Source organism: Colwellia sp. 12G3 (assembly GCF_002836775.1).
In the GTDB taxonomy this organism is placed as follows: Bacteria; Pseudomonadota; Gammaproteobacteria; order Enterobacterales; family Alteromonadaceae; genus Colwellia.
In genome coordinates, this window is sequence record NZ_PJAQ01000066.1 from 287,907 (window position 1) to 314,043 (window position 26,137).

Annotated in this window: 28 protein-coding genes; 11 read left to right on the forward strand and 17 right to left on the reverse strand. The window is 39.6% G+C overall.

Features of this window, described 5'->3' with window-relative positions; translation table 11 throughout:
• Positions 1-143: 143 nt before the first annotated feature.
• A complete protein-coding gene (locus CXF71_RS15595) occupies positions 144-368 on the forward strand; it encodes a hypothetical protein (protein ID WP_101233868.1) in 225 nt (74 codons plus the stop codon).
• A 179-nt stretch (positions 369-547) separates the two neighbouring features.
• On the opposite strand, the gene hmpA is transcribed toward CXF71_RS15595, so the two are convergent.
• The 3 genes from hmpA to CXF71_RS15610 all read right to left on the reverse strand — a co-directional run bounded on the left by hmpA (position 548) and on the right by CXF71_RS15610 (position 3,388).
• Entirely contained in the window at positions 548-1,729 is a 1,182-nt protein-coding gene (gene hmpA, locus CXF71_RS15600) for an NO-inducible flavohemoprotein (protein WP_101233869.1), read from the reverse strand.
• 113 nt (positions 1,730-1,842) lie between these two features.
• On the reverse strand, positions 1,843-3,114 hold the full coding sequence (locus CXF71_RS15605; RefSeq protein WP_101233870.1) for an NnrS family protein: 1,272 nt from the start codon (positions 3,112-3,114) through the stop codon (positions 1,843-1,845).
• Position 3,115: 1 nt separating this feature from the next.
• On the reverse strand, positions 3,116-3,388 hold the full coding sequence (locus CXF71_RS15610; protein WP_101233871.1) for a hypothetical protein: 273 nt from the start codon (positions 3,386-3,388) through the stop codon (positions 3,116-3,118).
• Between the two features lie 278 nt (positions 3,389-3,666).
• Between CXF71_RS15610 and norR the strand changes: the two genes are divergently transcribed.
• Positions 3,667-5,250 (forward strand): nitric oxide reductase transcriptional regulator NorR, encoded by a 1,584-nt coding sequence (gene norR, locus CXF71_RS15615; protein ID WP_101233872.1) that lies wholly within the window; start codon positions 3,667-3,669, stop codon positions 5,248-5,250.
• A gap of 101 nt (positions 5,251-5,351) precedes the next feature.
• Here norR and CXF71_RS15620 read toward each other — a convergent pair whose 3' ends face one another.
• The 12 genes from CXF71_RS15620 to rpsJ all read right to left on the reverse strand — a co-directional run bounded on the left by CXF71_RS15620 (position 5,352) and on the right by rpsJ (position 12,021).
• Positions 5,352-6,680 carry an amidohydrolase gene (locus CXF71_RS15620; RefSeq protein WP_101233873.1) on the reverse strand — a complete coding sequence of 443 codons (1,329 nt, stop codon included), beginning with the start codon at positions 6,678-6,680 and terminating at the stop codon, positions 5,352-5,354.
• Positions 6,681-7,022: 342 nt separating this feature from the next.
• Positions 7,023-7,274, reverse strand: a complete 252-nt coding sequence (gene rpsQ / locus CXF71_RS15625; protein ID WP_101228236.1) for a 30S ribosomal protein S17 — start codon at positions 7,272-7,274, stop codon at positions 7,023-7,025.
• Complete coding sequence (rpmC, locus tag CXF71_RS15630; RefSeq protein WP_011041714.1) at positions 7,274-7,465, reverse strand: 50S ribosomal protein L29; 192 nt, start codon at positions 7,463-7,465, stop codon at positions 7,274-7,276. The genes rpsQ and rpmC overlap by 1 nt, the downstream gene beginning before the upstream one ends.
• On the reverse strand, positions 7,465-7,878 hold the full coding sequence (gene rplP / locus CXF71_RS15635) for a 50S ribosomal protein L16 (RefSeq protein WP_101233874.1): 414 nt from the start codon (positions 7,876-7,878) through the stop codon (positions 7,465-7,467). The genes rpmC and rplP overlap by 1 nt, the downstream gene beginning before the upstream one ends.
• Positions 7,879-7,889: 11 nt before the next feature.
• On the reverse strand, positions 7,890-8,585 hold the full coding sequence (rpsC, locus tag CXF71_RS15640; protein WP_101233875.1) for a 30S ribosomal protein S3: 696 nt from the start codon (positions 8,583-8,585) through the stop codon (positions 7,890-7,892).
• 12 nt (positions 8,586-8,597) lie between these two features.
• On the reverse strand, positions 8,598-8,930 hold the full coding sequence (gene rplV, locus CXF71_RS15645; RefSeq protein WP_011041717.1) for a 50S ribosomal protein L22: 333 nt from the start codon (positions 8,928-8,930) through the stop codon (positions 8,598-8,600).
• A gap of 11 nt (positions 8,931-8,941) precedes the next feature.
• Positions 8,942-9,217, reverse strand: coding sequence for a 30S ribosomal protein S19 (rpsS, locus tag CXF71_RS15650; RefSeq protein WP_011041718.1), 276 nt, complete (start codon positions 9,215-9,217; stop codon positions 8,942-8,944).
• Positions 9,218-9,299: 82 nt separating this feature from the next.
• Entirely contained in the window at positions 9,300-10,124 is an 825-nt protein-coding gene (gene rplB, locus CXF71_RS15655) for a 50S ribosomal protein L2 (protein WP_101233876.1), read from the reverse strand.
• 12 nt (positions 10,125-10,136) lie between these two features.
• Positions 10,137-10,439 (reverse strand): 50S ribosomal protein L23, encoded by a 303-nt coding sequence (rplW, locus tag CXF71_RS15660; protein ID WP_101233877.1) that lies wholly within the window; start codon positions 10,437-10,439, stop codon positions 10,137-10,139.
• Positions 10,436-11,041: a 50S ribosomal protein L4 gene (rplD, locus tag CXF71_RS15665; RefSeq protein WP_101233878.1), complete on the reverse strand. Its 606-nt coding sequence runs from the start codon at positions 11,039-11,041 to the stop codon at positions 10,436-10,438. Before rplD ends, rplW begins: the two co-directional genes overlap by 4 nt.
• A gap of 16 nt (positions 11,042-11,057) precedes the next feature.
• Positions 11,058-11,696, reverse strand: coding sequence for a 50S ribosomal protein L3 (gene rplC / locus CXF71_RS15670; RefSeq protein ID WP_101233879.1), 639 nt, complete (start codon positions 11,694-11,696; stop codon positions 11,058-11,060).
• A 13-nt stretch (positions 11,697-11,709) separates the two neighbouring features.
• Positions 11,710-12,021 carry a 30S ribosomal protein S10 gene (rpsJ, locus tag CXF71_RS15675; RefSeq protein WP_011041723.1) on the reverse strand — a complete coding sequence of 104 codons (312 nt, stop codon included), beginning with the start codon at positions 12,019-12,021 and terminating at the stop codon, positions 11,710-11,712.
• Positions 12,022-12,928: 907 nt separating this feature from the next.
• On the opposite strand from rpsJ, the gene CXF71_RS15680 reads away from it, so the two are divergent.
• Positions 12,929-13,345, forward strand: coding sequence for a diacylglycerol kinase (locus CXF71_RS15680; protein WP_101233880.1), 417 nt, complete (start codon positions 12,929-12,931; stop codon positions 13,343-13,345).
• A 281-nt stretch (positions 13,346-13,626) separates the two neighbouring features.
• Positions 13,627-15,732, forward strand: a complete 2,106-nt coding sequence (fusA, locus tag CXF71_RS15685) for an elongation factor G (RefSeq protein WP_101233881.1) — start codon at positions 13,627-13,629, stop codon at positions 15,730-15,732.
• Positions 15,733-16,458: 726 nt separating this feature from the next.
• Here the strand turns inward: fusA and CXF71_RS15690 are convergent.
• Complete coding sequence (locus CXF71_RS15690) at positions 16,459-17,220, reverse strand: hypothetical protein (protein ID WP_101233882.1); 762 nt, start codon at positions 17,218-17,220, stop codon at positions 16,459-16,461.
• A 54-nt stretch (positions 17,221-17,274) separates the two neighbouring features.
• Here CXF71_RS15690 and CXF71_RS15695 point away from each other — a divergent pair, with 54 nt between their 5' ends.
• From CXF71_RS15695 to dusC, 5 genes are all read left to right on the forward strand, one after another.
• Positions 17,275-18,171 (forward strand): bifunctional GNAT family N-acetyltransferase/hotdog fold thioesterase, encoded by an 897-nt coding sequence (locus CXF71_RS15695; RefSeq protein WP_101233883.1) that lies wholly within the window; start codon positions 17,275-17,277, stop codon positions 18,169-18,171.
• 77 nt (positions 18,172-18,248) lie between these two features.
• On the forward strand, positions 18,249-18,746 hold the full coding sequence (locus CXF71_RS15700; RefSeq protein ID WP_101233884.1) for a nuclear transport factor 2 family protein: 498 nt from the start codon (positions 18,249-18,251) through the stop codon (positions 18,744-18,746).
• A gap of 17 nt (positions 18,747-18,763) precedes the next feature.
• Positions 18,764-19,663, forward strand: a complete 900-nt coding sequence (locus tag CXF71_RS15705) for an SDR family oxidoreductase (RefSeq protein ID WP_101233885.1) — start codon at positions 18,764-18,766, stop codon at positions 19,661-19,663.
• A 252-nt stretch (positions 19,664-19,915) separates the two neighbouring features.
• Positions 19,916-20,194 (forward strand): hypothetical protein, encoded by a 279-nt coding sequence (locus CXF71_RS15710; protein WP_101233886.1) that lies wholly within the window; start codon positions 19,916-19,918, stop codon positions 20,192-20,194.
• Positions 20,194-21,126 carry a tRNA dihydrouridine(16) synthase DusC gene (gene dusC / locus CXF71_RS15715; RefSeq protein ID WP_101233887.1) on the forward strand — a complete coding sequence of 311 codons (933 nt, stop codon included), beginning with the start codon at positions 20,194-20,196 and terminating at the stop codon, positions 21,124-21,126. The genes CXF71_RS15710 and dusC overlap by 1 nt, the downstream gene beginning before the upstream one ends.
• A 306-nt stretch (positions 21,127-21,432) precedes the next feature.
• Here the strand turns inward: dusC and CXF71_RS15720 are convergent, their stop codons facing one another.
• Positions 21,433-22,332, reverse strand: coding sequence for a LysR family transcriptional regulator (locus CXF71_RS15720; protein ID WP_101233888.1), 900 nt, complete (start codon positions 22,330-22,332; stop codon positions 21,433-21,435).
• A gap of 134 nt (positions 22,333-22,466) precedes the next feature.
• Between CXF71_RS15720 and hutH the strand changes: the two genes are divergently transcribed.
• Positions 22,467-23,984, forward strand: a complete 1,518-nt coding sequence (gene hutH / locus CXF71_RS15725) for a histidine ammonia-lyase (protein ID WP_101233889.1) — start codon at positions 22,467-22,469, stop codon at positions 23,982-23,984.
• A 16-nt stretch (positions 23,985-24,000) separates the two neighbouring features.
• Entirely contained in the window at positions 24,001-26,043 is a 2,043-nt protein-coding gene (locus CXF71_RS15730; RefSeq protein WP_101233890.1) for a urocanate hydratase, read from the forward strand.
• Positions 26,044-26,137: the final 94 nt, after the last annotated feature.

Here is a 26,137-nt window from a genome sequence, read left to right on the forward strand (position 1 = left end):
ATTTTTCCGATCAGTTAATAGTGTCACACTAATAAAAGGTCACCATTAAACCTTAACGGCTAGGGGGTAGCTAAAATTCATAAAGTAAAATATATAGCTATACTGAGAGATGAAGTTCATAAATTGCTAAATTGGAGCTAACGATGGATGTACAACTTCTAGTAACACATACTGATTCTTGCTTACCCGGCCTTAAGCGCAAGCTAGAAGATGTGGGTATAAATTATAGTGTTGAATATGTTGAAGAAAATATTGAGCTAGTTGAATCAAATCATATACGGCATTCGCCAAATATTCTAATTAACGGCAGTTTGATCTTCAGATCTCAGCCGACAATAGCAGAGCTAAGAACCTTTTTTTGGGGCTAGTTGAGTGGCTATCAATGACATAAGTACACATCCTAATTTACGTTCACTATTTAACATTAAGATCATACTCCACCGACCAACTAATTAAATAAAGCAGCAACGGTTAAGTGCTGCTTTATTTTGTTGTGACCATTCATTGTAGCTGATATTTTAGTGAGATTTTAAAATGCTAGTATCAGCTATAAATCCGCATGAGGACCGAACACTTCATAGTGAATATTCTCCATAACTACGCCTAAATTTAGTAACTGTTGCTTGGCAAACTGCATGAACGGAATAGGTCCACAAAGATAGAAGTTTCCGTGTTCAATTGGCAATTCTACCTTAGTTAAATCCATCATACCGTGATGAATATGCGATTGCTCATTCACTTCGTCTCGATACCAAATAGCTTGCTGCCAATTATTCTCTTCAATAAGGCCAGCTGTTTTTGATGAAAATGAATGTTGTTCACTGTTTTCACAGGCATGTAAATAATGCACTGCATGGTTATAATCTTGTTGAGCTAATGTCTCTAGTATTGCTTGCATAGGGGTTATGCCAACACCGGCAGAAAGCAATACCACAGGTGCTTGTCGGTCAGTAAAGAAAAAGTCACCTGCGGGCGCGTATAAGTCTACTTTATCAGCTATATGTAGTTCATCATGCAAATAGTTTGAAACAATACCTGGTACTTCGTTTGCTTCACGTTTTACTGAAATTCGATAGGTTTCATTATTGGCTTTATCAGATAAAGAATATTGACGTATTTCTTTAAACTCTCGGTTTGGATCACAGACTTCAATACCCAGATACTGGCCAGGCTTAAAGCCTATTACTGGTTTGTCATCAACAGGTGCAAAAATAAAGCTCGTTACTAACTTCGATTCAACTATTTTATTTACCACAGTAAATGCTCTGGCGTCGCGCCAGCCACCTAATGTCTCAGCACGTTCTTGGTATAGTTCGGTTTCTCTGTTAATAAATATTTGTGATAAAAATTGATAAGCTGCTGTCCATGCTTCTTCAACATCGGCAGTGAAAGCGTCGCTCGCTAATTCTCGCAATGTCTCGATAAGGTGATGCCCGACAACCGCGTAATGCGGTGCTTTAATATTGAAACTAGTATGTTTTTGCGCAATACGTTCTACTGCTGTGGTTAATACCGCTAAGTTTTCAATATTTTTAGCATAGGCTGCTATAGCTTCAAACAGTGCAACTTGTTGTCTACCCGAGTGTTGATTAGCCATATTGAAGATATCTTGCAACTCAGGATTATGGGTGAATAATCGTTGATAAAAATGACCCGTTAACGCGGGACCTGCATTTTCTAAAAGGGGAATAGTACTTTTTATTATGTCTATGTGCTTGTCAGTTAACATGATTGCTCCTAAGGAAAACTGAAATGAAAAATGAGCTCTAGGTAAATTACCTAGCGTGGTACTCATGGATTTTGTATTTTTGAAATAATTGGTATTGCTGTGTATTTATTCTTTTAACGACTAAAGGACTTCTCAATTCTTTTAGCGGTCAAAATCGGGTAGTAAATTTTTAAGAACAAAGCACCGGCGATTAGCCAGGCGAAGGCGCTAATATTCCAACTCAACAGCGGCTGAAAAATTAATGTCGGCATAAAGGCTCGTGTCAGTGCTGACAGAATAATCAGAATAAATACCCATGAAACCAGTTTACTCGGTGTTAATGCTCTGCCTGTATGGCCAAGCGATACTCGGCTCATCATGGCAAAAATCATCAAGCCCATTGCGGCTATGGTAATTAAATGCAGTGCATCACCAAAGGAAATGCCTAACTGAATAAAGCCAATGCCATGCAAGGGCTGGTAGCTCATACCGAGTAATATTAATCCCAAACCTAGTGAAAAATACGATAAGTGCAAGGACCATAATAAAGCGATGTTTCTAGTAGCAAAGCTACGCCAGTAACTTTGTCTAACGAGGTGAAGTAGTCCTGCTGTTATCATTAATCCAGCAGGGCTAAAGGGTAAATCAATGAAAGCCGAACTAAAAAACACCAGTACACCTGAAACTGAAGTAATGGTGAGTAATGGTGTTAGCCAACTAGGGCTAGTTATTGGTGAAAGTTTAGCACCGGATATGGTGAAAAAAGGGATCACTCGACCACCTAAAATACCCATTAGTAAACAAAACATCAGCACACAGGTTCTAGCAATATGACGGGTCAATTCATAATGACCGTTGAAGTCGAGCAGTAATAAGGCAATATTAAGCAGCATTAACACCGATAATAATGGAATAAATAGGTAGTTTCGGCGGTTGTTACTTTTAAGCACTAACCGCGTGAAAACAGCAATGGCACCAAGCCACCAAAAGCTTTGTAAGATGATGGCTATGACAATAGTGCTAGGTAAGTTAATGAATAAGGCGACTCTAACCATTAGCCAAAGTGCTATAAAAGCTAATACCGGTAAGCCCTTAATGCTTGGTTGTCCTGTCCATGTTTGTGCAGCGGTAAGAACAAAACCAACAGCAACGGTGGCAGCAAAACCAAAGATCATTTCATGAATATGCCAAGCTAGCGGGCTAATGCCATTGTCGCTAAAAGTGAAATAACCATTAAAATAGGCTGCCCATATTCCTAACGAGAACATAGAGCAAGTCACGGCAAGTAAAAAGTAACTTCTAAAAGGTAAGTCAAGCGCGGGGTGCTTTGCTATAAAGCTGACTGAACTTGTATCTTGCTGGTCATAAGTTAGTTGAGCAGTCTCTGAATCTTGAATTTGTAACATATTAAAAGTTCCTTTTACCAAAGCCATGTAAAGCAACGCAGCGCAAGACATAGCCAATTTTGAGTAAACCAGCAAAAACGATAGTGGCAATATGCGCAGATACTTGCGCTGAAATGGTGAAGTGTTCGTCATAACCAAAAGTAATAAATATAGAAGTACTCACAATCACTAAAGATAACAACATGAGGTAGTTACCTATGACTAAGCATTTTTGAAAACCTAATGCGTTATCTATAGTGGGTAGTTGGCGAGCGATAGAAAATTGTGAATACATGGCGGCCTCTTGTTGATTATTATTTATGGATTATTATTTATGGATTATTAATTACTGCACTTATTTATCACTGATATAGCAAAGTAAGTGCCAGGTTTATTTTTACTTTATATTCAATTGTTTATATTTTTATACTTACTTCTTGTAGTCATATAGACTCACTTGTTGTGTGGTCATAAAGACTCGGTTGTGTTATTTTGTCTCACTAGAAGTTACTGTTATCCTAACTTTTCCGCTAACTATAATGTTCGGAACTGAACCTCTCATCAGGACAAACTATGAAACAAATATCTTCAACGGCAGTTATTGAGTTAGCACTCGATCTTGCAACGAGCTTAAATAGCAAAGATAGATTTGATCGGTTATTAGATACCGTCAGAAAAACCATTACCTGTGACGCGGTAGCATTACTGTCTTTTCATGGGGATGTGCTAAAACCCATTGCCCTGCAAGGATTAAGTAGAGATACCTTAGGACGTCGTTTTTATGTTGAAGAGCACCCACGATTTCTAGCACTTTGCCAATCAAAGTCACCGATTCGTTTTGCTGCCGACTCACCATTACCTGATCCCTACGATGGATTATTAATAGATCGTGCTGGCGATTTACCTGTGCATTCATGCATGGGTTTACCATTGTATTATGATGATAAATTGTTAGGTTTATTAACAATTGATAGCCTAACGCCCCATGACTTTGAAGATATTGAGGTACGGACGTTAGAGGTTATTTCAGCCATTGCGGCAGCAACACTCAATACGGCTTTTCTACTGGATCAACTTGAAAGTAGGGCTGATCATTCACAGCGTGTGGTGGCAGAATTAACAGAAGAGGCGTGGAAGCGTGATGGTGGCGAACTTATTGGTGAAAGCCCTATTATGTCGCAACTGAAACAAGAATTAGACATAGTTGCTTCCTCCGATTTTAATATCTTAATCTATGGTGAAACTGGCGTAGGTAAAGAACTTGTTGCCCGAACCTTACATCAAAAGTCAATGCGACATCATGGTCCTATGGTTTATGTCAATTGTGCCGCTTTGCCGGAGAATTTGATTGAAAGTGAGCTTTTTGGTCATGTAAAAGGGGCGTTTACGGGTGCTGAAAGAAATCGTGCTGGTAAGTTTGCATTAGCCGATGGTGGTACCTTATTTCTAGATGAAATAGGCGAGTTACCGCTGGCTGCACAAAGTAAGATTTTAAGAGCGATACAGAGTAATGAGATCCAACCGGTTGGCCAAGACAATGTTGAGGAAGTCGACGTTCGTATTGTCGCAGCGACCAATAGAGACTTGAAAGAAGAAGTCGGTGAAGGGCGTTTTCGTGCTGATTTGTACCACAGATTAAGCGTATACCCTATCCGGGTGCCAAGGTTGTACGAGAGAGTTGGCGATGTGCAGTTGCTCGCGGGTTATTTTGTTGAACAAACTCGACGTAAGCTCGGCATAACTCAGTTAAAAATTACCGAGCAAGCAGTTGCTCATTTAACGCAATACAACTGGCCAGGTAATGTCCGTGAATTAGAACATGTTGTTAGCCGAGCAACTTTAAAAGCACGAGCCCGTCAACGTGGTAAAGCGATAATCTCTATCGATAAAGTTGATTGTGGTTCACTTAACGCGATTGGCGTCGAACTACCGATAGAGCTCATAGCCGTAAACGGCTTATTATCAACACCTGAACAGCATACTAACTTTCATTTAAAAGAAGAAACCGAGAACTTTCAAAAACAATTAATTAGCCGAATACTTAAAGAAGAAGAAGGTAACTGGGCGGCAGCGGCACGACGACTATCGACCGATAGAGCTAATTTAAATCGTATTGCTAAACGCTTGAATATTAAAGTAGTTAAGTCAGTTATTTAATTTATTGAGGAAACAGGATATAAGGCAGGAAGTACGAGAAATTAGTTAAGCTAACTAATTCGCTCGTATTATAAAGCGTCCATAAATAGTTAAGTGACTGCTTATTTAGCCAAAATAGTTAACACTGCGCTATTCATCGCCTGTGTTGCGGTAGCAATAACTTTTCTCGCATCCGGTGCCCAAAATGGACTGTGTAATGACGGTAAACCTTCGCCAGTTTCTTTGGCTGATTGCCACTTATCAAAAGGCACACCACCTACCCAAAATATCATGCTTTTGATGCTGTTATCCGCTTTGTAATAGCGACCAAAGTCTTCTCCGGCCATGACCGCAGGTACTTCAATAACGCGCTCTTTACCTAGTTCTACAGTAAAGAGCTGTGCCATCTTTTTAGTGAACTCAGGTTCATTATAGGTTGCCGGTGTATATTCATCCTTAACGATAACTTCAGGCAGTAGTTTTTCAGGTAAACCCATGGCGATGCCTTCACCTTTGGCTATTCTAGCAATACCATCAAGCAAGGTTTGACGCGTTTCATCTGAATAGCTACGAACGGTTAACAGCAATAATGCCTGATCAGAAATGATATTGTGCTTAGTACCAGATTGAAAGCTGCCGACGGTGACTACCGCAGGATCTTGAGGATCTAATTCGCGACTAACCAAGGTTTGTAAAGCGCCAACAATGCGTGCGCCTAATACAATCGGGTCTTTAGTTGCATGTGGGTAGGCACCATGACCACCAACCCCTTTAACAAGGATATTGACACTATCGACATTAGCAAAGGTAAAACCCGGAGTATAACCAATAACACCTGCTTTTAAGCTGGCTGAATTATGAAAAGCTAAGGCATAGTCAGGTTTTGGGAAACGCTTATATAAGCCGTCGGCAATCATGTCTTTTGCACCACGACCACGCTCTTCCGCAGGTTGTAAGATCATCACTAAAGTACCAGACCAATTCTCTTTATTTTCACTGAGCAACTTTGCCGTACCAATCCAACTTGTCATATGAGTATCATGTGCGCAGGCATGCATTACGTGAGCTTGTAAGCCTTCTTCAGTGGTAGTAATAACCTTGGACGCAAAGGCTAAACCTGTTTGCTCTTTCACTGGTAGGGCATCCATATCAGCACGAATTAATACCGTAGGACCTTGACCATTTTTTAATACTGCAACAACACCCGTACCACCGACTTGTTCAGTGACCTCAAAGCCTAATGCGCGCGCCGTTTTAGCTAATTTCTTTGCGGTATTAAATTCCACACTAGAAAGCTCTGGGCTTTGGTGTAAATCCATATATAGCGTCATTAATTCAGGCATGACAGCGTTGACTAACTTTGCATTATTGCTACTAGCACTAGTTGTGGCATAGGATAATGAGCTGCTAGCAAGGCATAAAACAGAGGTTATAAATGCTATATATTTCATTGTATTACTCAGTGAACGATTAAAAATCCATCTTAGCTTAATGCACTAAACTGTTCAAATGAGTTCGGGCAATTAATGTTGTAGTCCTTGAAAGTGTTTTACTCAAGACATAAAAAAAGACCTTAACAAATAAATGTTAAGGTCTTTTTACTAACTATTTAAAGTTTAATTATAAAAATTAAGCTTTAGTAATCACGTCAACTAATTTCCACGTGTCTTTTCTTTTAACAAGGAACAGCAGACTTAGAAATTGGCCTATTACTAAATTAAGAACAAAAAAAAGACCTTAACAAATAAATGTTAAGGTCTTTTTACTAACTATTTAAAGTTTAATTATAAAAATTAAGCTTTAGTAATTACGTCAACTAATTTCCAGTTTTTAGACTTAGAAATTGGCGCAACTTCAGTAATAGTTACTAAGTCACCTTCGTTACATACGTTAGTTTCATCATGTGCTTTCAACTTAGTTGAACGCGTCATGTATTTACCGTACATAGGGTGCTTAACACGACGTTCAATCAAAACAACGATAGACTTATCCATTTTGTTACTGATTACGACGCCTTGTAGTGTGCGGATTTTAGTTTCGCTCATTACTTACCTGCCTTTTCAGTGATGATAGTCTTAACACGTGCGATATTGCGACGTACGATTCTTAGCAAATGAGTTTGTGCTAATTGACCAGTACTTGCTTGCATGCGGTAGTTAAACTGCTCGCGAAGAAGTTCTAGTAATTCAGCGTTAAGCTCTTCAATGCTTTTTGCTTTAAGTTCACTAACTTTCATTACAATGCCGTCCTAGTTACGAAGGAAGTTTTGAATGGAAGCTTAGAGGCAGCTAAAGCAAAAGCTTCACGTGCTACTTCTTCAGAAACACCTTCCATTTCATAAAGAACACGACCAGGAAGAATTTGGCAAACCCAATATTCTACTGAACCCTTACCTTTACCCATACGAACCTCAAGAGGTTTTTTAGTAATTGGCTTATCAGGGAATACGCGTATCCAGATTTTACCTTGACGTTTCACATGACGAGTCATGGCACGACGAGCGGCTTCAATTTGGCGAGCAGTCATACGACCACGTTCCATTGATTTCAAACCGAAAGTACCGAAGCTAACTGAACTACCTACGTGAGCAAGACCACGGTTGCGCAGTTTAAATTGCTTGCGGAATTTAGTACGTTTTGGTTGTAACATTACTGATTCCTCTACTTAGGCTTGCGATTGGTTTTTCTTTTAGGCTTAGCCGCTGGTTCTTCTGCCTTAAGTGGCATCTTCCCAATTACTTCACCTTTGAAAATCCAAACTTTGATACCAATAACACCGTAAGTAGTGTTACCACGCGCAATTGCGTAGTCAATATCAGCACGTAATGTATGTAAAGGTACACGACCTTCACGATACCATTCTGCACGTGCGATATCAGCGCCGCCTAAACGACCACTAACCTGTACTTTGATGCCTTTGGCGCCTAAACGCATTGCATTTTGAACTGCACGCTTCATAGCGCGACGGAACATAACACGACGTTCTAATTGACTAGCAATGCTGTCTGCAACTAGCTGCGCATCCATTTCTGGCTTACGTACTTCAGCTATGTTGATTTGAGCAGGAACACCAGCAATTTTAGAAACGGCTAAACGTAGTTTCTCAACATCTTCGCCTTTCTTACCGATAACAACACCTGGACGAGCCGTGTGAATTGTTACGCGGATAGATTTAGCTGGACGTTCGATTACCACTTTTGAAAGTGATGCACGTTTTAGCTTTTCTTTTAAAAATTCGCGAACCTTATGGTCGCCGTCTAAGTTGCTAGCAAAATCTTTATTGCTTGCAAACCAAGTAGACGCGAAAGGTTTCGTGATACCTAAGCGAATACCGTTAGGATGAACTTTTTGACCCATACTAATATACTCCTAAGAATCAGACACGATCACAGTGATGTGACTAGTGCGCTTGATGATGCGATCGGCTCGGCCTTTCGCACGTGGCATAATACGTTTCATTGTTGGACCATCGTCAATCAAAATTGTTTTAACGAATAATTCATCAATATCTGCACCTTCGTTATGCTCGGCATTCGCGATAGCAGAGTTAAGTACTTTTTTAACTAATTCAGCAGCTTTCTTGTTGCTAAAAGTTAGGATTTCAAGTGCTTTCTCTACGTTAACGCCACGGATTTGATCCGCAACTAAACGCGCTTTCTGAGCAGAACCGCGGGCAAATTTATGTATAGCAATAGCTTGCATTGTAACTTCCCCTATTTCTTCGCTTTCTTATCAGCGACATGACCGCGATAAGTACGAGTTGGTGCAAATTCTCCTAATTTGTGACCGATCATTTCTTCGGTAACAAATACAGGAACGTGTTGACGGCCATTATGGACAGCGATGGTCAATCCGATCATTGTAGGAATGATCATTGAACGACGGGACCAAGTTTTAATTGGCTTTTTATTCCCGCTTTCCACCGCTTTCTCTACCTTCGTCAACAAGTGTAGGTCAATAAATGGACCTTTCTTGAGGGAACGTGGCATGGTGAATCCTTATATATTCAATTCATCATGTGAACTTAGCAAGCTAAGTTCAGCAATCAGAATATTAATTAAATGTACTAAATTACTTAGTACGACGACGTACGATAAATTTATCAGTACGCTTGTTCGAACGAGTCTTGTAACCCTTAGTTGGTACGCCCCAAGGGGATACCGGGTGACGACCGCCAGATGTCTTACCTTCACCACCACCGTGTGGGTGATCAACTGGGTTCATGGCAACACCACGAACAGTTGGGCGAACACCGCGCCATCTTGAAGCACCAGCTTTACCCAGAGAGCGAAGCATGTGTTCAGAATTGCCGATTTCACCTAAAGTTGCACGACAATCTGTTTCAACTTTACGCATTTCGCCAGAGCGAAGACGTAAAGTAACGTAAGCACCGTCTTTCGCAACTAATTGTGCGTAAGTACCGGCTGCACGTGCTATTTGAGCACCTTTGCCAGGCTTAAGTTCGATTGCGTGAATAACACTACCTAATGGTATGTTACGTAGTGGCATTGTATTACCAGCTTTGATCGGAGCACCTACACCAGACAGGACACTATCACCTGCTGATAAGCCTTTAGGGGCTAAGATGTAACGACGTTCACCATCGGCATACAATACTAACGCGATGTTAGCACTACGATTTGGATCATATTCTAAACGTTCAACTTTGGCTGGAATGCCATCTTTAAGACGTTTGAAATCGATAATACGATAATGTTGCTTATGACCACCACCAATGTGACGAACCGTAATGCGACCATTATTGTTACGACCACCAGACTTAGACTTAGTGTCTAATAGTGGTGCATAAGGCTTACCTGTATGAAGTTCTTTGTTTACCACTTTAACTAGGTGACGACGACCCGGAGAAGTAGGTTTACATTTTACTATAGCCATTTTAGCTGCTCCTTATGATTCCGCGCCAACGAAGTCGATTTCACTACCTTCGCTAAGAGTAACATATGCTTTTTTCCAATCGTTACGACGACCAGTACGAGCACCTGTACGTTTCTCTTTACCTTTAACATTTAAAGTACGAACACCGTCTACTGAAACTTCGAAAAGTTTCTCAACAGCCGCTTTAATTTCGGCTTTAGTCGCATCAGTTACTACTTTGAAAACAACAGTGTTGTTTGCTTCAGCAGCAGTAGTTGCTTTTTCAGAAATATTTGGTGCTAAAAGCACTTTCAACAAACGTTCTTCGTTTATCATGCTAAAATCCCCTCAATTTCTTTAATCGCATCAGCAGTGATTAAAACTTTTTCGAAACCTACTAAGCTTACAGGGTCAATTGCTGCAACATCACGAACGTCAACTTTATACAAGTTACGTGCAGATAAGAACAAGTTCTCATCAACTTCTTTCGTTACAATCAATACGTCTTTAAGCTCTAAACCTTTTAACTTAGCAACTAAGTCTTTAGTTTTAGGCGTTTCAACCGAAAAATCGTTAACTACTACTAAACGTTCTTGACGAACTAATTCAGATAGGATGCTAGCGATAGCACCACGATACATTTTACGGTTAACTTTTTGGCTGTGATCTTGAGGTTTAGCGGCAAATGTAACACCACCTGAACGCCAAATTGGACCACGAGTAGTACCAGCACGTGCACGGCCAGTACCTTTTTGGCGCCATGGTTTTGCACCACCGCCACTAACTTCTGAGCGAGTTTTCTGAGCACGAGTACCTTGACGAGCACCAGCTGCATATGCAACTACTACCTGATGTACTAACGCTTCGTTAAACTCACGTCCAAAAGTTGCTTCAGATACTTCAAGAGTACCTGTTGCGTCTTTTAATGATAATTCCATCATAAAATCTCCTGGACTAAGCTTTAACAGCTGGTTTAATGATTACGTTGCCATTGATAGCACCCGGAACTGCGCCTTTAATAAGCAGCAAGTTACGTTCAGCATCAACGCGAACCAATTCAAGGTTTTGTGTAGTACAACGCACAGCACCCATGTGACCAGACATTTTCTTGCCTTTAAATACACGACCTGGTGTTTGACATTGACCTAACGAACCGTTAGATCTATGTGATAACGAAACACCATGCGTTGCATGTTGCATGCTAAAGTTCCAGCGTTTAATACCGCCTTGGAAGCCTTTACCTTTCGATGTACCAGTAACGTCTACTAATTTAGTGTCATTGAATAATGAAACAGTGATTTCACTGCCAGCTTCGATGTCACTACCTTCATTTTCGTTTAAACGGAATTCCCACAAGCCGCGGCCTGCTTCGATACCTGCTTTCGCGAAATGTCCAGCAGCTGGTTTAGTTACACGGCTTGCTTTACGCTTGCCCGTAGTAACTTGTAGCGCTGAATAACCATCGTTGTCTACTGTTTTAACTTGAGCAACACGGTTTGCTTCAACTTCAATAACAGTAACAGGGGTAGAAACACCATCTTCTGTGAAGACACGAGTCATACCCACTTTACGTCCAACTAGACCTATAGTCATGTTAAAACTCCCCTTAGCCCAAGCTGATTTGAACATCAACACCAGCTGCAAGATCTAAACGCATTAATGCGTCTACAGTCTTTTCAGTTGGCTCAACGATATCAATCATGCGTTTGTGAGTACGAATTTCGTACTGATCACGTGCATCTTTGTTAACGTGTGGAGAAGTCAAGATAGTGTAACGTTCTTTGCGAGTAGGAAGTGGAATTGGACCACGAACCTGTGCGCCAGTACGTTTTGCAGTATCAACGATTTCTGCTGTAGATTGATCAATCAAACGATGATCGAACGCTTTCAAACGAATGCGAATTCTTTGATTTGACATGTAGACAAATCCCCTTTTTAAAGAACAAAAAAATACAACCCTCTGCTTCCTTATGTGCTGGAAGGGGGTGTATTAACTAATAAACATTCAACTCAAAATTAGAGCTGCTGTGAAATAAACAAAAATAATATTCTTATTTATTTAGTGCTATAAGCGATTACCTTTAGTAAAAGTCTTAAGCAAACACACTCAATTCGGCTGAATGCGAGCGCGTATTATACAAGAAACCTTTTTATGTGCAAGCTTTCTTGTCGCTTATTGTAGATTAAGTCATTTATAGCAGGCTAAAGGTAGTTTCTACTTAGAAGGATATAGCTGCACGGACATAATACCTCTACTTTAACTGCGTCAACTAAGTGATATTACTCAAACACGCTTAAGATGCATCTTGATTACGGTAATGTATTCATTAGTCTGCTGATGAGAGCATTAATCCGATTGGTATAGATGGTAATTATGGATTTTTCATTATTACTTTATAGAATGAGGTTTGATCTATTTCATTTACCTAGGCTGTGTGGTGTTACGATTTGGCGAGTTATCTTAATAAAGCCAATTTAGTCGATAACACAATATTTCTAGCGGTTTGTTCACCAAACAATATGAGATTGGCGATTTTATTAAAAAATCTGGCTCGATTAAAATTATCAACTAATAACTTTGCAACAGTATGATAGTCACTTTCTTTTAAAACTTCATGCCCATTCTATTTTAAGCCCATCGAAGAAGTGTTTGAGCAACATCACTTAATCGTTGTTGTGATTTATAATGGCGCTACATGGATGGTGTTATTAGAGAATAGATGAGCATATTCTCCTGAATGATAATGATTTCATCATAGCGCCTTAAATTTAAATAGCTCAATCACTCAGAAATAGGCATCTTGATTAGTAAAGGGGATCTTCGTATGGACAAAAATAATTTTGAACAATCAGGGGGAAATGCTAAGCCTAACGGTTCAGGCTTTACTCGCATAGTAAAAGCAACTCGCTGCTCTTTTTTAGGATTAAAAGCGGCATATAAATATGAATCAGCATTTAGACAAGAGTTATACCTATGTCTTTGTTTATTTCCACTGAGCTTATATATTGCTAAGGGTGGAATGCAGTTAGCACTATTAATAGGGGCGTTAATATTATTACTGTTAGTCGAAGTGATAAACTCAGGAATAGAAGCCGTGGTAGATCGTATTGGACTAGAGCATCATGAATTATCTGGTCGGGCAAAAGATTTAGGCTCTGCGGCTGTATTTTTAGCTATTTGTTTTTGTGTGATTACTTGGGCTGGTATTCTCTTTGATAACTACGTGAGCACTTCATATTAGGGCGTCTTTTTAATACATTTTATTCGTTACCTTTTTTCTACCTATATATAGGTACAACTATATAGGGACAACTATATAAGTAGAACATCATAAAGGAGCTATTTTTAACGTAAATTAGTGACTATTAAATATTACTATTTAGTAAAATATTTATCAATTTTCTATGGATTTGCTTTTGTTAATGTTATACTCGCGCGCAAATTTTCAACAATTCTGCTTTTATTCTTTCTTATATATAGAAGATAAAGTGGGATAGACCTTAAACTAAGTAGAGTACTAGAATGGCAGATTTAGCTAAATACAGAAACATTGGTATCTTCGCTCACGTTGATGCTGGTAAAACCACAACAACTGAACGTATCCTTAAACTTACCGGTCAGATCCATAAAACTGGTGAAGTACATGACGGCGAGTCTACGACTGACTTCATGGAACAAGAAGCTGAGCGCGGTATTACTATCCAGTCTGCTGCGGTAAGTTGTTTTTGGAACGATCACCGTTTTAATGTCATCGATACTCCTGGTCACGTTGATTTCACTGTTGAAGTATACCGTTCATTAAAAGTACTTGATGGCGGCGTTGGTGTTTTCTGTGGTTCTGGTGGTGTTGAGCCACAATCAGAAACTAACTGGCGTTATGCGAATGACTCAAAAGTTGCTCGTATCATCATGGTTAACAAATTAGACCGTTTAGGTGCTGATTTCTACCGTGTTTGTAAGCAAGTTAAAGACGTTTTAGGTGCTAACCCATTAATCATGACTTTACCTATTGGTACTGAAGATGATTTTGTTGGTGTTGTTGACCTACTTTCTGAAAAAGCTTACATCTGGGATGACACAGGTCTTCCTGAAAACTTCACAATCACTGATATTCCTGCAGACATGGTAGAACAAGCTGCTGAGTACCGTGTGAAGTTAATTGAAACAGCTTTAGAAGTTGATGAAGACATGTTAATGGAGTTCTTAGAAGGGGAAATGGTTCCTACTATAGAACAAATCAAAGCGTGTATCCGTGCTGGTACTCGTGATATGACTTTCTTCCCAACTTACGGTGCATCTGCATTTAAAAACAAAGGTATTCAATTAATTCTTGATGCTGTTGTTGATTACTTGCCTTCACCTACCGATGTTAATCCTCAACCACTTACTGATGAGTTTGGCGATGCTAATGGTGAATACGCAATTGTTTCTGCAGACGAAACATTCAAAGCGTTAGCATTCAAAATCACTGATGACCGTTTTGGTACATTAACTTTCGTACGTATCTATTCAGGTACATTGAAGAAAGGCGATACCATTCTTAATGCTGCAACAGGAAAAACTGAGCGTGTTGGTCGTATGTGTGAAATGCAAGCCGATGACCGTAACGAACTTACTTCAGCACAAGCTGGTGATATCATCGCAATTGTTGGTATGAAAGGTAACGTTCAGACAGGTCACACATTATGTGATCCTAAACACCCTATCATCCTAGAAGCTATGGTATTCCCTAAGCCTGTAATTTCAATTTCTGTAACACCAAAAGATAAAGGTTCTACTGAGAAAATGGGTATTGCTATCGGTAAAATGGTTGCAGAAGATCCTACTTTTAAAGTTGAAACTGATGAAGATTCAGGTGAAACGATTTTATCTGGTATGGGTGAGCTTCACTTAGATATCAAAGTAGATATTCTAAAACGTAGCTATGGTGTTGAATTACAAGTTGGTAAGCCACAAGTTGCTTATCGTGAAACTATCACGACTGCAATTGAAGATTCTTACACACATAAGAAACAATCTGGTGGTTCTGGTCAGTTCGGTAAAATTGATTACCGTATCAAGCCTGGCGAACCTGGTTCAGGTTTTGTATTTAGCTCTGTTGTTGTTGGTGGTAATGTACCAAAAGAATTCTTCCCAGCTATTGAAAAAGGCTTCAAAGGCATGATGGATACTGGTGTTCTTGCTGGTTTCCCTGTACTTGACGTTGAAATTGAATTATACGATGGTGGCTTCCATGCTGTCGATTCATCTGCTGTTGCATTTGAATTAGCTGCTCGTGGTGCTTTCCGTCAATCAATTCCAAAAGCTGGTGCACAGTTAATCGAACCTATCATGAAAGTTGATGTGTTTACTCCTGATGATCACGTTGGTGATGTTATTGGTGATTTAAACCGTCGTCGTGGCATGATCGCAGGTCAAGAAGCGGGTGTTTCTGGTGTTCGTATTAAAGCTGACGTACCTCTTTCAGAAATGTTCGGTTACATCGGAACTTTACGTACAATGACATCAGGTCGTGGTCAATTCTCTATGGAATTCTCTCACTACATGCCTTGTCCTAATAACGTAGCTGAAACTGTAATTGCTGAAGTTAAAGCGGCTAAAATCGCTAAAGATGCTGCTAGAAAATAGATAAGCGTTAGTTATTTTGATAAAAGCATGCTTCGGCATGCTTTTTTATTGCCTGCAATTTGGCCATTATAATAGGAAGGCATGAAGAAATTCCAACGGAATTCTCCGCTAGCAATACAGGTGCCTTGTCCTATTAATGGTGTGAAACTGTAATTGCTGAAGTTAAAGCAGCTAAAATAGCTAAAGACGCAGCTAGAAAATAGATAAGCGTTAGTTATTTTGATAAAAGTATGCTTCGGCATGCTTTTTTATTGCCTGCAATTTGGCCATTAGAATAGGAAGGCATGAAGAAATTCCAACGGAATTCTCCGCTAGCAATACAGGTGCCTTGTCCTATTAACGGTGTGAAACTGTAATTGCTGAAGTTAAAGCGGCTAAAATCGCTAAAGATGCTGCTAGAAAATAGATAAGCGTTAGTTATTTTGATAAAAGCATGCTTCGGCATGCTTTTTTATTGCCTGCAATTTGGCCATTATAATAGGAAGGCATGAAGAAATTCCAACGGAATTCTCCGCTAGCAATACAGGTGCCTTGTCCTATTAACGGTGTGAAACTGTAATTGCTGAAGTTAAAGCAGCTAAAATAGCTAAAGACGCAGCTAGAAAGTAGAAAATAATTAGTCTCTAATTATTTTTTGATAAAAGCATGCTTCGGCATGCTTTTTTATTGCCTGCAATTCAGTAAAAATTATTTATTGTGCGGTCTTTTAATTAATAGTCATCGAGATTAATTAAGTTGAAGGCCATGAGGCCAAAATCTTCGCCAACGGTGCAAAGTCACCAGAGGTAGGTAACTCTGCTTGTTTCGCTTTATTAACCGATGTAGTTGCCAATGTATAGGCGTTAGATGAATAACAATATTTAGATAGTTAGGAATATTGAAATAAGTAATATGATGATCTGGCCGTAACTGCTGTAATATCGTTAAACATAAGTTAATATCATGGTCACTTATATCAGGTAAGTTAATTGACAAACAGGCATGTGAATCTAACTTGCTTGTTAACACCTCAAGCTGATTTACGATGCAATCAAAACCAAACTCCTGAGACTGATAAACATCACAAATAATCCAGTCGATATCGTCTGCATTTTGCTGGTCTAACCATGTCATGCCATCAGCACAGGTTATATCCATATCAACTTGTTCTGGATTGAAGTATTGAGTAAAACTATCGATAACTTCTTGACTGTGATCAATCGTCTTTAACTTTATATCAGGTGATAAATGCTGTAAAAAACGGGTGAGGTTTCCACCACCCAAGCCTAGTTCAATGATGCGCGTTGGTCTAAATATCAGTAGAGGCAATAGCAGAGCAATTTGATGGGGTAATGTTAATTGCCAAGGTTTACGTTTGTGCATAACACTTTGCACTACATCACTAAATGCCATCCAACGATAAGAGTCGTTTTCACTTACCGTTATTGCATCTTGTTGTTGGCTTAAATACACTAACCGCCCTTGGGCTAAATGTTTCGCTAACTGCATAAGCCAATTCCTAAATTTACTATTAATAATATTGAATAAGCGTAAGGATAGCCAATGAAAGTCTGCAGGTCACCAAAAACCGTTTTAGAGTTTGAGCAATATTACCAACTACGTTGGCAAATATTACGTCAGCCATGGGGACAAGTCTTAGGCAGTGAACGTGATAGCCTCGAGCAGGAAAGCCTTCATCGTATGATTATCGATGAAAATAACGAAGTACTCGCTGTGGGAAGACTAGAGAAATCTAGCCAGTTCAGCGGTCAAATACGCTTCATGGCAGTCAGCGAAGAAGCACAAGGGCAAGGTCTTGGTCAGCAAATGATGAAATCCCTAGAGCTTCAAGCACAAAAGCTAGGTATTACTGATTTGACTTTGAATGCTCGAGCAAATGCTGTGATATTTTATCAGCGACTTGGTTATACCTTGCATGGTTTTTCACACCGATTGTTTGATGAAATTGAACATTTCTCCATGAGTAAAACGTTAGTCCCTTGTGATAATCATCAACAAAAATTATCAGTGGCACTACAAAATATTTGGCATGACACTATTCCGCTCAGTAAAGCGATGAACATTAAAATTAGTTATTTTGATGGTAAAGAGCTTATTACACATTGTGAGGGCAGTTTTAATAAAAACCTGCATAACACTATGTTTGCTGGCAGTATTTATACCTTGGCTACTTTATCAGGTTGGGGGTGGGTATATTTGCAGTTGCAACACTTACAACTTAAAGGAGATATTGTCTTAGCTAAGGCGAATATTGAATATCATGCACCGATAACAGGCATGGGGTATGCAAAAGTTTGTACTGAATCAGTATCGGGTGACTTTACTCGATTAACCTTGGGAAAAAATGCGCGTATTAAGTTAACAGCTCAGCTTTACAATGGTGATAAAGTTGCTGCTACCTTCACCGGAAGTTATGCGGTGTTAGCTCCAAAAGCCTAATGTAAGTTCTCAATTAGCGCTAAGCTAAACGAAAATATCAAGGCTAATATCAGCCATAACGTTAAAAGTGAGAAAATATGAAAAAGTATTATCTGTTAGTCGCAACGGTAGTTTTTGGACTAACTGCTCAGTTATGCAGTTTGACCGCGCTTGCCGCGAGTGAAGAACAAAGTATAGCTAAAGTGTTAAATAGCTTTCATCAGGCGGCAGCAGATGCTCAAGCAAAACCTTACTTCGACTTATTTAGCGAAGAGGCCATTTTTCTTGGCACTGATGCTAGCGAGCGTTGGAGTAAAGAGGAATTTAAAGCCTTTGTGGTACCTTATTTTTCAAAAGGCACAGGCTGGCTCTATACTCCGACTGAACGAAACATCAGTTTAGTTAAAGAAGGGCAGGTAGCCTTTTTTGATGAATTATTATTCAGTGAAAGTTATGGTACTTGTCGTGGTTCAGGCGTATTGATAAAAACTAAGCAAGGCTGGAAAATATCCCAATACAATCTATCAATCCCTATGCCTAACGGCTTAGCTAAAGCACTTGTTAAACAGATAAAGTCTTTTGAGCAGCTTCAATAGAGAAAATGAGAATAAACATGATGAGTAACGAAGTAAGCACTAAGGTAATTGCCTCTGTAGGCATAGTTGGTTGTGGTTGGCTGGGCAGCGCATTAGCACATCAGTTGAAAGCACAAGGAGTAGCAGTACTCGCAACGAGAAGTAACATTGAGAATACCGAACAATTGAAAAGCCAAGGCGTTGATACTGCGGTGTTATGCTTACCAGCAGATCAAGCGTTGTTAAATAGCCACCCCATTTTTAAACAACAATGTTTAGTTATCGCTATTACGCCACAATTTAGGCAAGGTCGAGTTGACTATGCTGAGAAAGTAAAGCAGTTAGTTGAATCGGCTAAAGCTGGTAACTGCGTTGAACAGATTATTTTACTGAGCAGCAGTGCTATATATAACGGTTTATCAGGACAGGTTGATGAAGGTATTGAGTTAGATTTATCTGCAGATAAAGTGTCTGTATTAAATGATGCAGAGCAAGCGGTGCTAAATTTCAATGTAAATAGTGATATTGAGTCAAATGCTAACTTAGCTAAGAGAATTGCTTATGTACTCAGGTTATCTGGTTTAGTGGGACCAAATCGACACCCGGGCAAGTTTTTATTAAATGGCCGTATGCTCAAAAGTCCACAGGCTATTGTTAACTTAATTCATCAACATGATGCCATTGGTCTTATTCATGCATTGTTACAAAGTGACATCCAAGGTGGTATTTTTAATGGAGTTAGTTCAACTCAGGTAACTAAAAAGCAATATTATCAAGCGGCAGCGATTGCCTTACAATTACCGGCACCTAGTTTTGAAGAGAGTAACTTGGCATCAGCGAGCGAACCAAAAATAGTCTCAGCTACAAAAACACGTTCCGAATTAAATTACTCATTTGTTTATGATGATTTACTCAACTGGCTAGACCAAGATGAGTAATTCCTTTTCTGATGTTTAAGTGATAATTTTCTTACGCGCCTATGCACCTGACTTAAGGGTGTCATCCTCGTGGTGTATTAATCAGGGCTCCAGTTTGTCAACGTCATCTTTGATCAGATACTTCGAGTATGACTTGTACAGTAAGACTCTGAGTTAACTACATAGGAATTTTTTCTTATATCAAAAGGATTAATATACTGGGCCACAGCGCTTTTGATATACTAGCGCTGATATTTATTAAAGAGCAAACTTTTGAATTTATTCCCAACAAAATTTATAATTCGTCATCAAGCTAAACTACTGTTTCTTGTTGTATGGGGCCATGTCACTATTTTGGATCTTTGTTATGTGACGTATGCAGGGCCAATCTTTTTCTGGCAAGAAAATTTACAGCCATTCACGTTATTTATTCATCTAACGGTAGCCTCTTTAACGTTAGCTTTTTATTATTTACTCATTAATGTCGCCACTCGTTTTCGGATAAATAAAACGGCTAAATCACTGAATTCTACAAAGGATACTTCACACTAATGCGCGTTGTACTTGCGCCTATGGAAGGCGTGCTAGATTACAGGATGCGTGAATTACTCACGCAAGTAGGTAGTTATGATCTCTGTGTTACTGAGTTTATTCGTGTGGTTGACCAAGTGCTGCCAGAACGTGTTTTTCATCGATACTGCCCTGAATTAATTAATGCTAATGTTTACGGCAGCTGCACGAAAGCAGGCACCCCTGTTCGAGTACAGTTATTGGGACAATACCCTGAGTATATGGCTGAAAATGCCGCCAAAGTAATAGAGCTTGGTTCAAGTGGTATCGATTTAAACTTTGGCTGTCCCTCTAAAGCGGTTAATAAAAGTCGTGGTGGATCAATTTTATTAAAAGACCCCGAAAATCTTTATCAAATAATAAAAGCAGTTAAAGAAGCGGTACCCAGCGACACCATTGTCAGTGCTAAAATTCGTTTGGGTTATGAAGACAAAACCCTTGCCATAGAAAATGCGCAAGCGGTTGAAGCTGCAGGTGCCAATGAACTGACTGTACATGCCCGTACTAAAGTAGAAGGTTACAAACCACCAGCACATTGGCAGTGGATTGCTAAAATTAAAAATGCCATTAATATTCCCGTTATCGCTAATGGAGAAATTTGGAATTTAGAAGATGCAGTTAAGTGTCGAGAAGTTTCTGGCTGTAAAGATATTATGGTTGGTCGTGGTGCCTTAACTATTCCTAATTTAGGACAAGTTATTAAACAAGAAAGCGATATTATGCCGTGGTTAGAAGTGCTGGCTATATTATCTGCCTATACAGAATTTGAAACTCACGGCGACAAGAGCAAGTATTACTGTAATCGTATTAAGCAGTGGCTGAAGTATTTAAAAAATCATTATCCAGAAGCGGGTGATCTATTTGATGAAATAAGAAGGTTAAAAACAGCCGAAGATATTAAAGCTGCGTTTTAAAAAGTAGAGAAAAATAGTTAAAAAGGGCGACATTTGTTGCCCTTTTTTCTATTTATACCCGCAGTTCCTAGAACGAGTATATATTCCATTAATTTTTATGCCTATCAAGTTAACTCAGGATTTTGCTGTAAACGTCATCTTCTAAGTCTCTGATTAAAACGGAGCATGGATGCTTCTTATTAGACAATGCCGGACGCATATTGTCCTGATCCATCACTTTTAGAAGCTGGATCCCCCGATTAAGACACCACGGGGGTGACGTCCTTGAGCCAAGTGCATAGGCATGTTAATTTTTGAGTTCCAAGATTATCGAAAAGAATGACAGCGCTTAATTTCTTCTATCAGTGCGTTTGCCAACGGCGAAGCCATGTTGCTTTTTGAAGAAATTAACATCACTGGGATTTTATAAAAGTATTTTTGGGGAAGAATCGACTTAAATAAGCCCTTATCAACCCAATAATTCGCATAGTGTTCTGGTAAATAACCAATAAACTCACCTGACAATATAAGGTGAGCTATGCCTTCGTCATTGTAGGCCGTCGCACTGTTTTGATAATTTAAGCCATCATTTCTTACTTCTCTATCACGCATATAGTTACTGGTGATCACTTCAGCGGTTTCAAGCAGTCTAGTTACTTCTGACGGCTTACAGTCGAACAACGTGTGTCCTTGACCGCAATATAAATAGTTGGTTTCATTGTGTAGTGGATAATAATCTAAACCACGCAGGTGATGGCGACTCACTCCTAGGCCAACTAGCGAACGGCCATTAGCTACCGATATTTCTACTTCACGTGCTTCACAGACATTAATATCAAACTGGAGGTTATCGCCTTTCGCTTTTAATGCTGAAATAACACGGGCAACACCACAGCGCGGATCGCTGACAAAAGTATCAATAGTTGCAATAGTTACGCGACCTGAAAGTTCATTTTTCGAACTAGCAACGGTACTGGTAAATGCTTCACATTGTTGTAGTAACTCTAGCGATGCTTGATAAGTAACACGGCCTGTTTCTGTGAGCTCAAAACCACTTCTGCCACGGTTGCATAATTTGATACCTAAACGAACTTCTAAATCCGATAAATGGGCACTTATGGTAGAACGACCTATATTTAAACGGGACTCTGCCGCGGATAAACCACCACATTCAACAATGGCGACGAAAATCCGGAGTAAACGTAAATCAACGTCATGAACTTGCATAGTTTTTAGTTGCCCTCTTTAGTTCGGTAAATCCGGAATGAATTATGGTTATTATGTATTTATAAAACATATAGGGCAAGATAAAATAAGGGTATTAAGCTACATAAAACAACTAAATAATTAGGAGCATTAAGATGACATTTAAATACGGTATTGATCGCCTGAATCTTGATATTGTAAATGGTATTGCTAATGGCAGTATCAAAGCTGAGCTTTGCCAAGAAGCGATAGATAAAATCAACATAAGCCGCCAACGCGTAGAGAAAATGGCTGCTTCAGATAAAGCTGTATATGGTATCAACACGGGCTTTGGCCCATTATGTGATACACAAATTTCACCTGAAGATACTAATTTATTACAAAAAAATCTGCTTATCACCCATGCCGTAGGTGTTGGTGAGCCAATCGAAAAAGCAATTTCTAAGCTGATGTTAATCACTAAGGTACATGCGCTAAGCCAAGGTTTTTCAGGTATTCGCCTTGACGTTGTAGAACGTATGTTAGCGTTTATCAAACTTGATTTGATTCCTGTTGTACCAGAGCAAGGCTCAGTAGGCGCATCGGGTGACTTAGCACCACTTTCTCACTTGTTTTTACCATTACTTGGTGAAGGTGAGTTTTGGATAAGTGAAGAGGGGCAAGCCGATAAAATAGTCGCTGCAGCACCATTACTTAGCGAAAATGGTCTAGATATTATGGACCTGCACGCTAAAGAAGGCTTGGCGTTAATTAACGGCACACAATTTATATTATCCCATGCCATTACAGCGCTAACTAAAATGCGTTATTTATTAGACCTTGCTGATGTCACAGGTGCAATGAGTATCGAAGGTATGCAAGGCAGCGAATCTCCATTTAGAGAAGAGTTGCATCAAGTACGCGCATTTAAAGGAAACCTTGAAGTTGCGGGACGCATGAGAAGTTTATTTAAAGGTTCACAAAACATGGCTGACCATGAAGAATGTGAACGTGTTCAAGACCCTTATTCATTACGATGTATTCCACAAGTGCATGGCGCATCACGTAATGCGTTTTATCATTTAGAAGAGTTAGTGGAAGTTGAAATGAACTCTGTTACGGATAACCCAATTGTTATCAGTAGCGAAGAGGCTATTTCAGGTGGTAACTTTCATGGCCAACCACTAGCGATGGTTCTAGATTACGCTTCGATTGCGGCTTCTGAGTTAGGTAATATCTCTGACAGACGTTGTTATTTATTGTTAGAAGGTTTACACGGATTACCGAGATTATTGACCTCTGCAGGTGGCTTAAACTCAGGGATGATGATCCCACAATATACGACGGCTGCATTGGTAACAGAAAACAAATCTCTTTGTTTTCCACCATCCGCTGATAGTGTACCTACCTCTATGGGTCAGGAAGATCATGTTTCTATGGGTAGTATTTCTGGCAGACAATTAAATCAAATCTTAGGTAACTTAGAGAAAATACTGGCTATCGAGTTAATGTATGCGGCACAGGCTATCGAATTTAGACGCCCTAATAAATGCTCAGAACTTATTGAACTAAACCATGCAGTGATCAGAGCGAAGGTAGCTAAACTTGAAGAAGATAGACTATTAAAACCTGACATCGATGCCATGATAAAATTAGTTAAGTCGCAAGCATTTACCGTTAGCTTAAACCATTAATAAAGGGCCCATTGCTATGACAACAACGATGAATTTTCAAGACCTAACGCTTTTCAAAGAGAGTATAAAGCAAGGGATCCCAAGCGAATTACCACCGGCAAAAGCTTATCCTGCCGATGCAAATCGTGCTCCTAAGCGCAAAGACATACTATCAGCTGACGAAAAGCAGCTGGCGGTAAGAAATGCGCTGCGTTACTTTCCTAAAGAATGGCATCAAGAATTAGCGGTAGAGTTTGCTCAAGAATTAAAGGATTTTGGTCGTATTTATATGTACAGATTCAAGCCAAGTTATACCTTGAAAGCACGCTCGATTAGCGATTATCCTGCTAAATGTACTCAGGCAGCGGCAATCATGCTAATGGTTGAAAACAACCTAGACCCTGCTGTTGCACAACATCCTGAAGAGTTAATTACTTATGGCGGCAATGGTGCGGTTTTTCAAAATTGGGCACAATACTTGTTGTCGATGAAATATTTGAGTGAAATGGAAAGTGATCAAACACTGCATCTTTACTCTGGTCACCCGATGGGATTATTTCCTTCTTCAAAAGAAGCGCCTCGTGTTGTTGTAACCAATGGCATGATGATCCCTAATTACTCTCAGCCAGATGATTGGGAAAAGTTTAATGCCTTAGGTGTAACACAATACGGGCAAATGACCGCGGGCTCTTTCATGTATATTGGTCCGCAAGGCATTGTTCATGGCACTACAATCACTGTGATGAATGCGTTCCGTAAAGTCCTTAATACCGGTGGCAAGAAAGGTGAAACGTCTAAAGGGAAAATATTCCTAACAGCAGGCTTAGGTGGCATGAGTGGTGCGCAACCTAAAGCAGGTAATATTGCTAATTGCATTACTGTTTGTGCTGAAGTGAATGCCAATGCCGCAACTAAACGTCATCAGCAAGGTTGGGTTGACGAGCTAATTGATAACATGGATGAGCTTGTTGCACGTGTGAAAGAAGCACAAGCCAATGAAGAAGTGGTATCAATTGCCTACATAGGTAATATCGTTGATGTATGGGAACGTTTTTTCGAGCAAGAAATTTTTATTCACTTAGGCTCAGACCAAACGTCATTACATAATCCTTGGTCAGGCGGTTATTATCCAGTAGACATTAGCTATGAAGAATCAAATCGATTAATTCGAGAAGAGCCTGAAGCGTTCAAAGTTAAAGTACAGGAAACACTTAGGCGACATGCAGACGCAGTAAATAAACATACAGCCAAAGGTACTTATTTCTTCGATTATGGCAACGCTTTCTTACTCGAAGCTTCACGCGCCGGTGGCGATGTTATGGCTGAAAATGGCATTGACTTTAAATATCCATCATACGTTCAAGATATCTTAGGGCCAATGTGTTTTGACTATGGTTTTGGACCATTTCGTTGGGTATGTGCTTCTGGTAAATCGGAAGATTTAGATAAAACTGATGCCATTGCAGCAAGTGTTCTTAGAAAGATCATGCAAGAGTCACCTGAAGAAATTCAGCAGCAAATGCAAGATAACATTACTTGGATTGAAGATGCTAAGCAAAACAAATTAGTTGTTGGTTCACAAGCTCGTATTCTTTATGCTGATGCTCAAGGCCGCATGGAAATTGCTAAAGCCTTTAATGACGCCATCAACAATGGTGAAATTGGTCCAGTAGTATTAGGCCGTGATCACCATGATGTAAGTGGCACAGATTCACCGTATCGCGAAACGTCCAATATTTATGATGGCAGTCGCTTTACTGCAGATATGGCTATTCATAATGTAATTGGTGATAGTTTCCGTGGCGCTACTTGGGTTTCTATCCATAATGGTGGCGGCGTAGGCTGGGGTGAAGTGGTCAACGGTGGTTTTGGTATGTTGCTTGATGGCACTGAAGATGCTGAGCGTAAACTAAAATCTATGCTGCTCTTTGATGTTAACAATGGTATTGCAAGACGTAGCTGGGCGCGAAATTCAGAAGCCAATTTTGCTATAAAACGCGAAATGGCAAGAACGCCTAAGCTTAAAGTCACTTTAGCTAATCTGGTTGATGACGATATTTTGAATAACTTATCGTTTTAAAATACTAGGCTTTGGAGCTATTTCTGTCTATCAGGAATAGCTCCAATACCAATTACAGTCATTGATTTTGATAAGGGTGCTGTATGGACGCAGC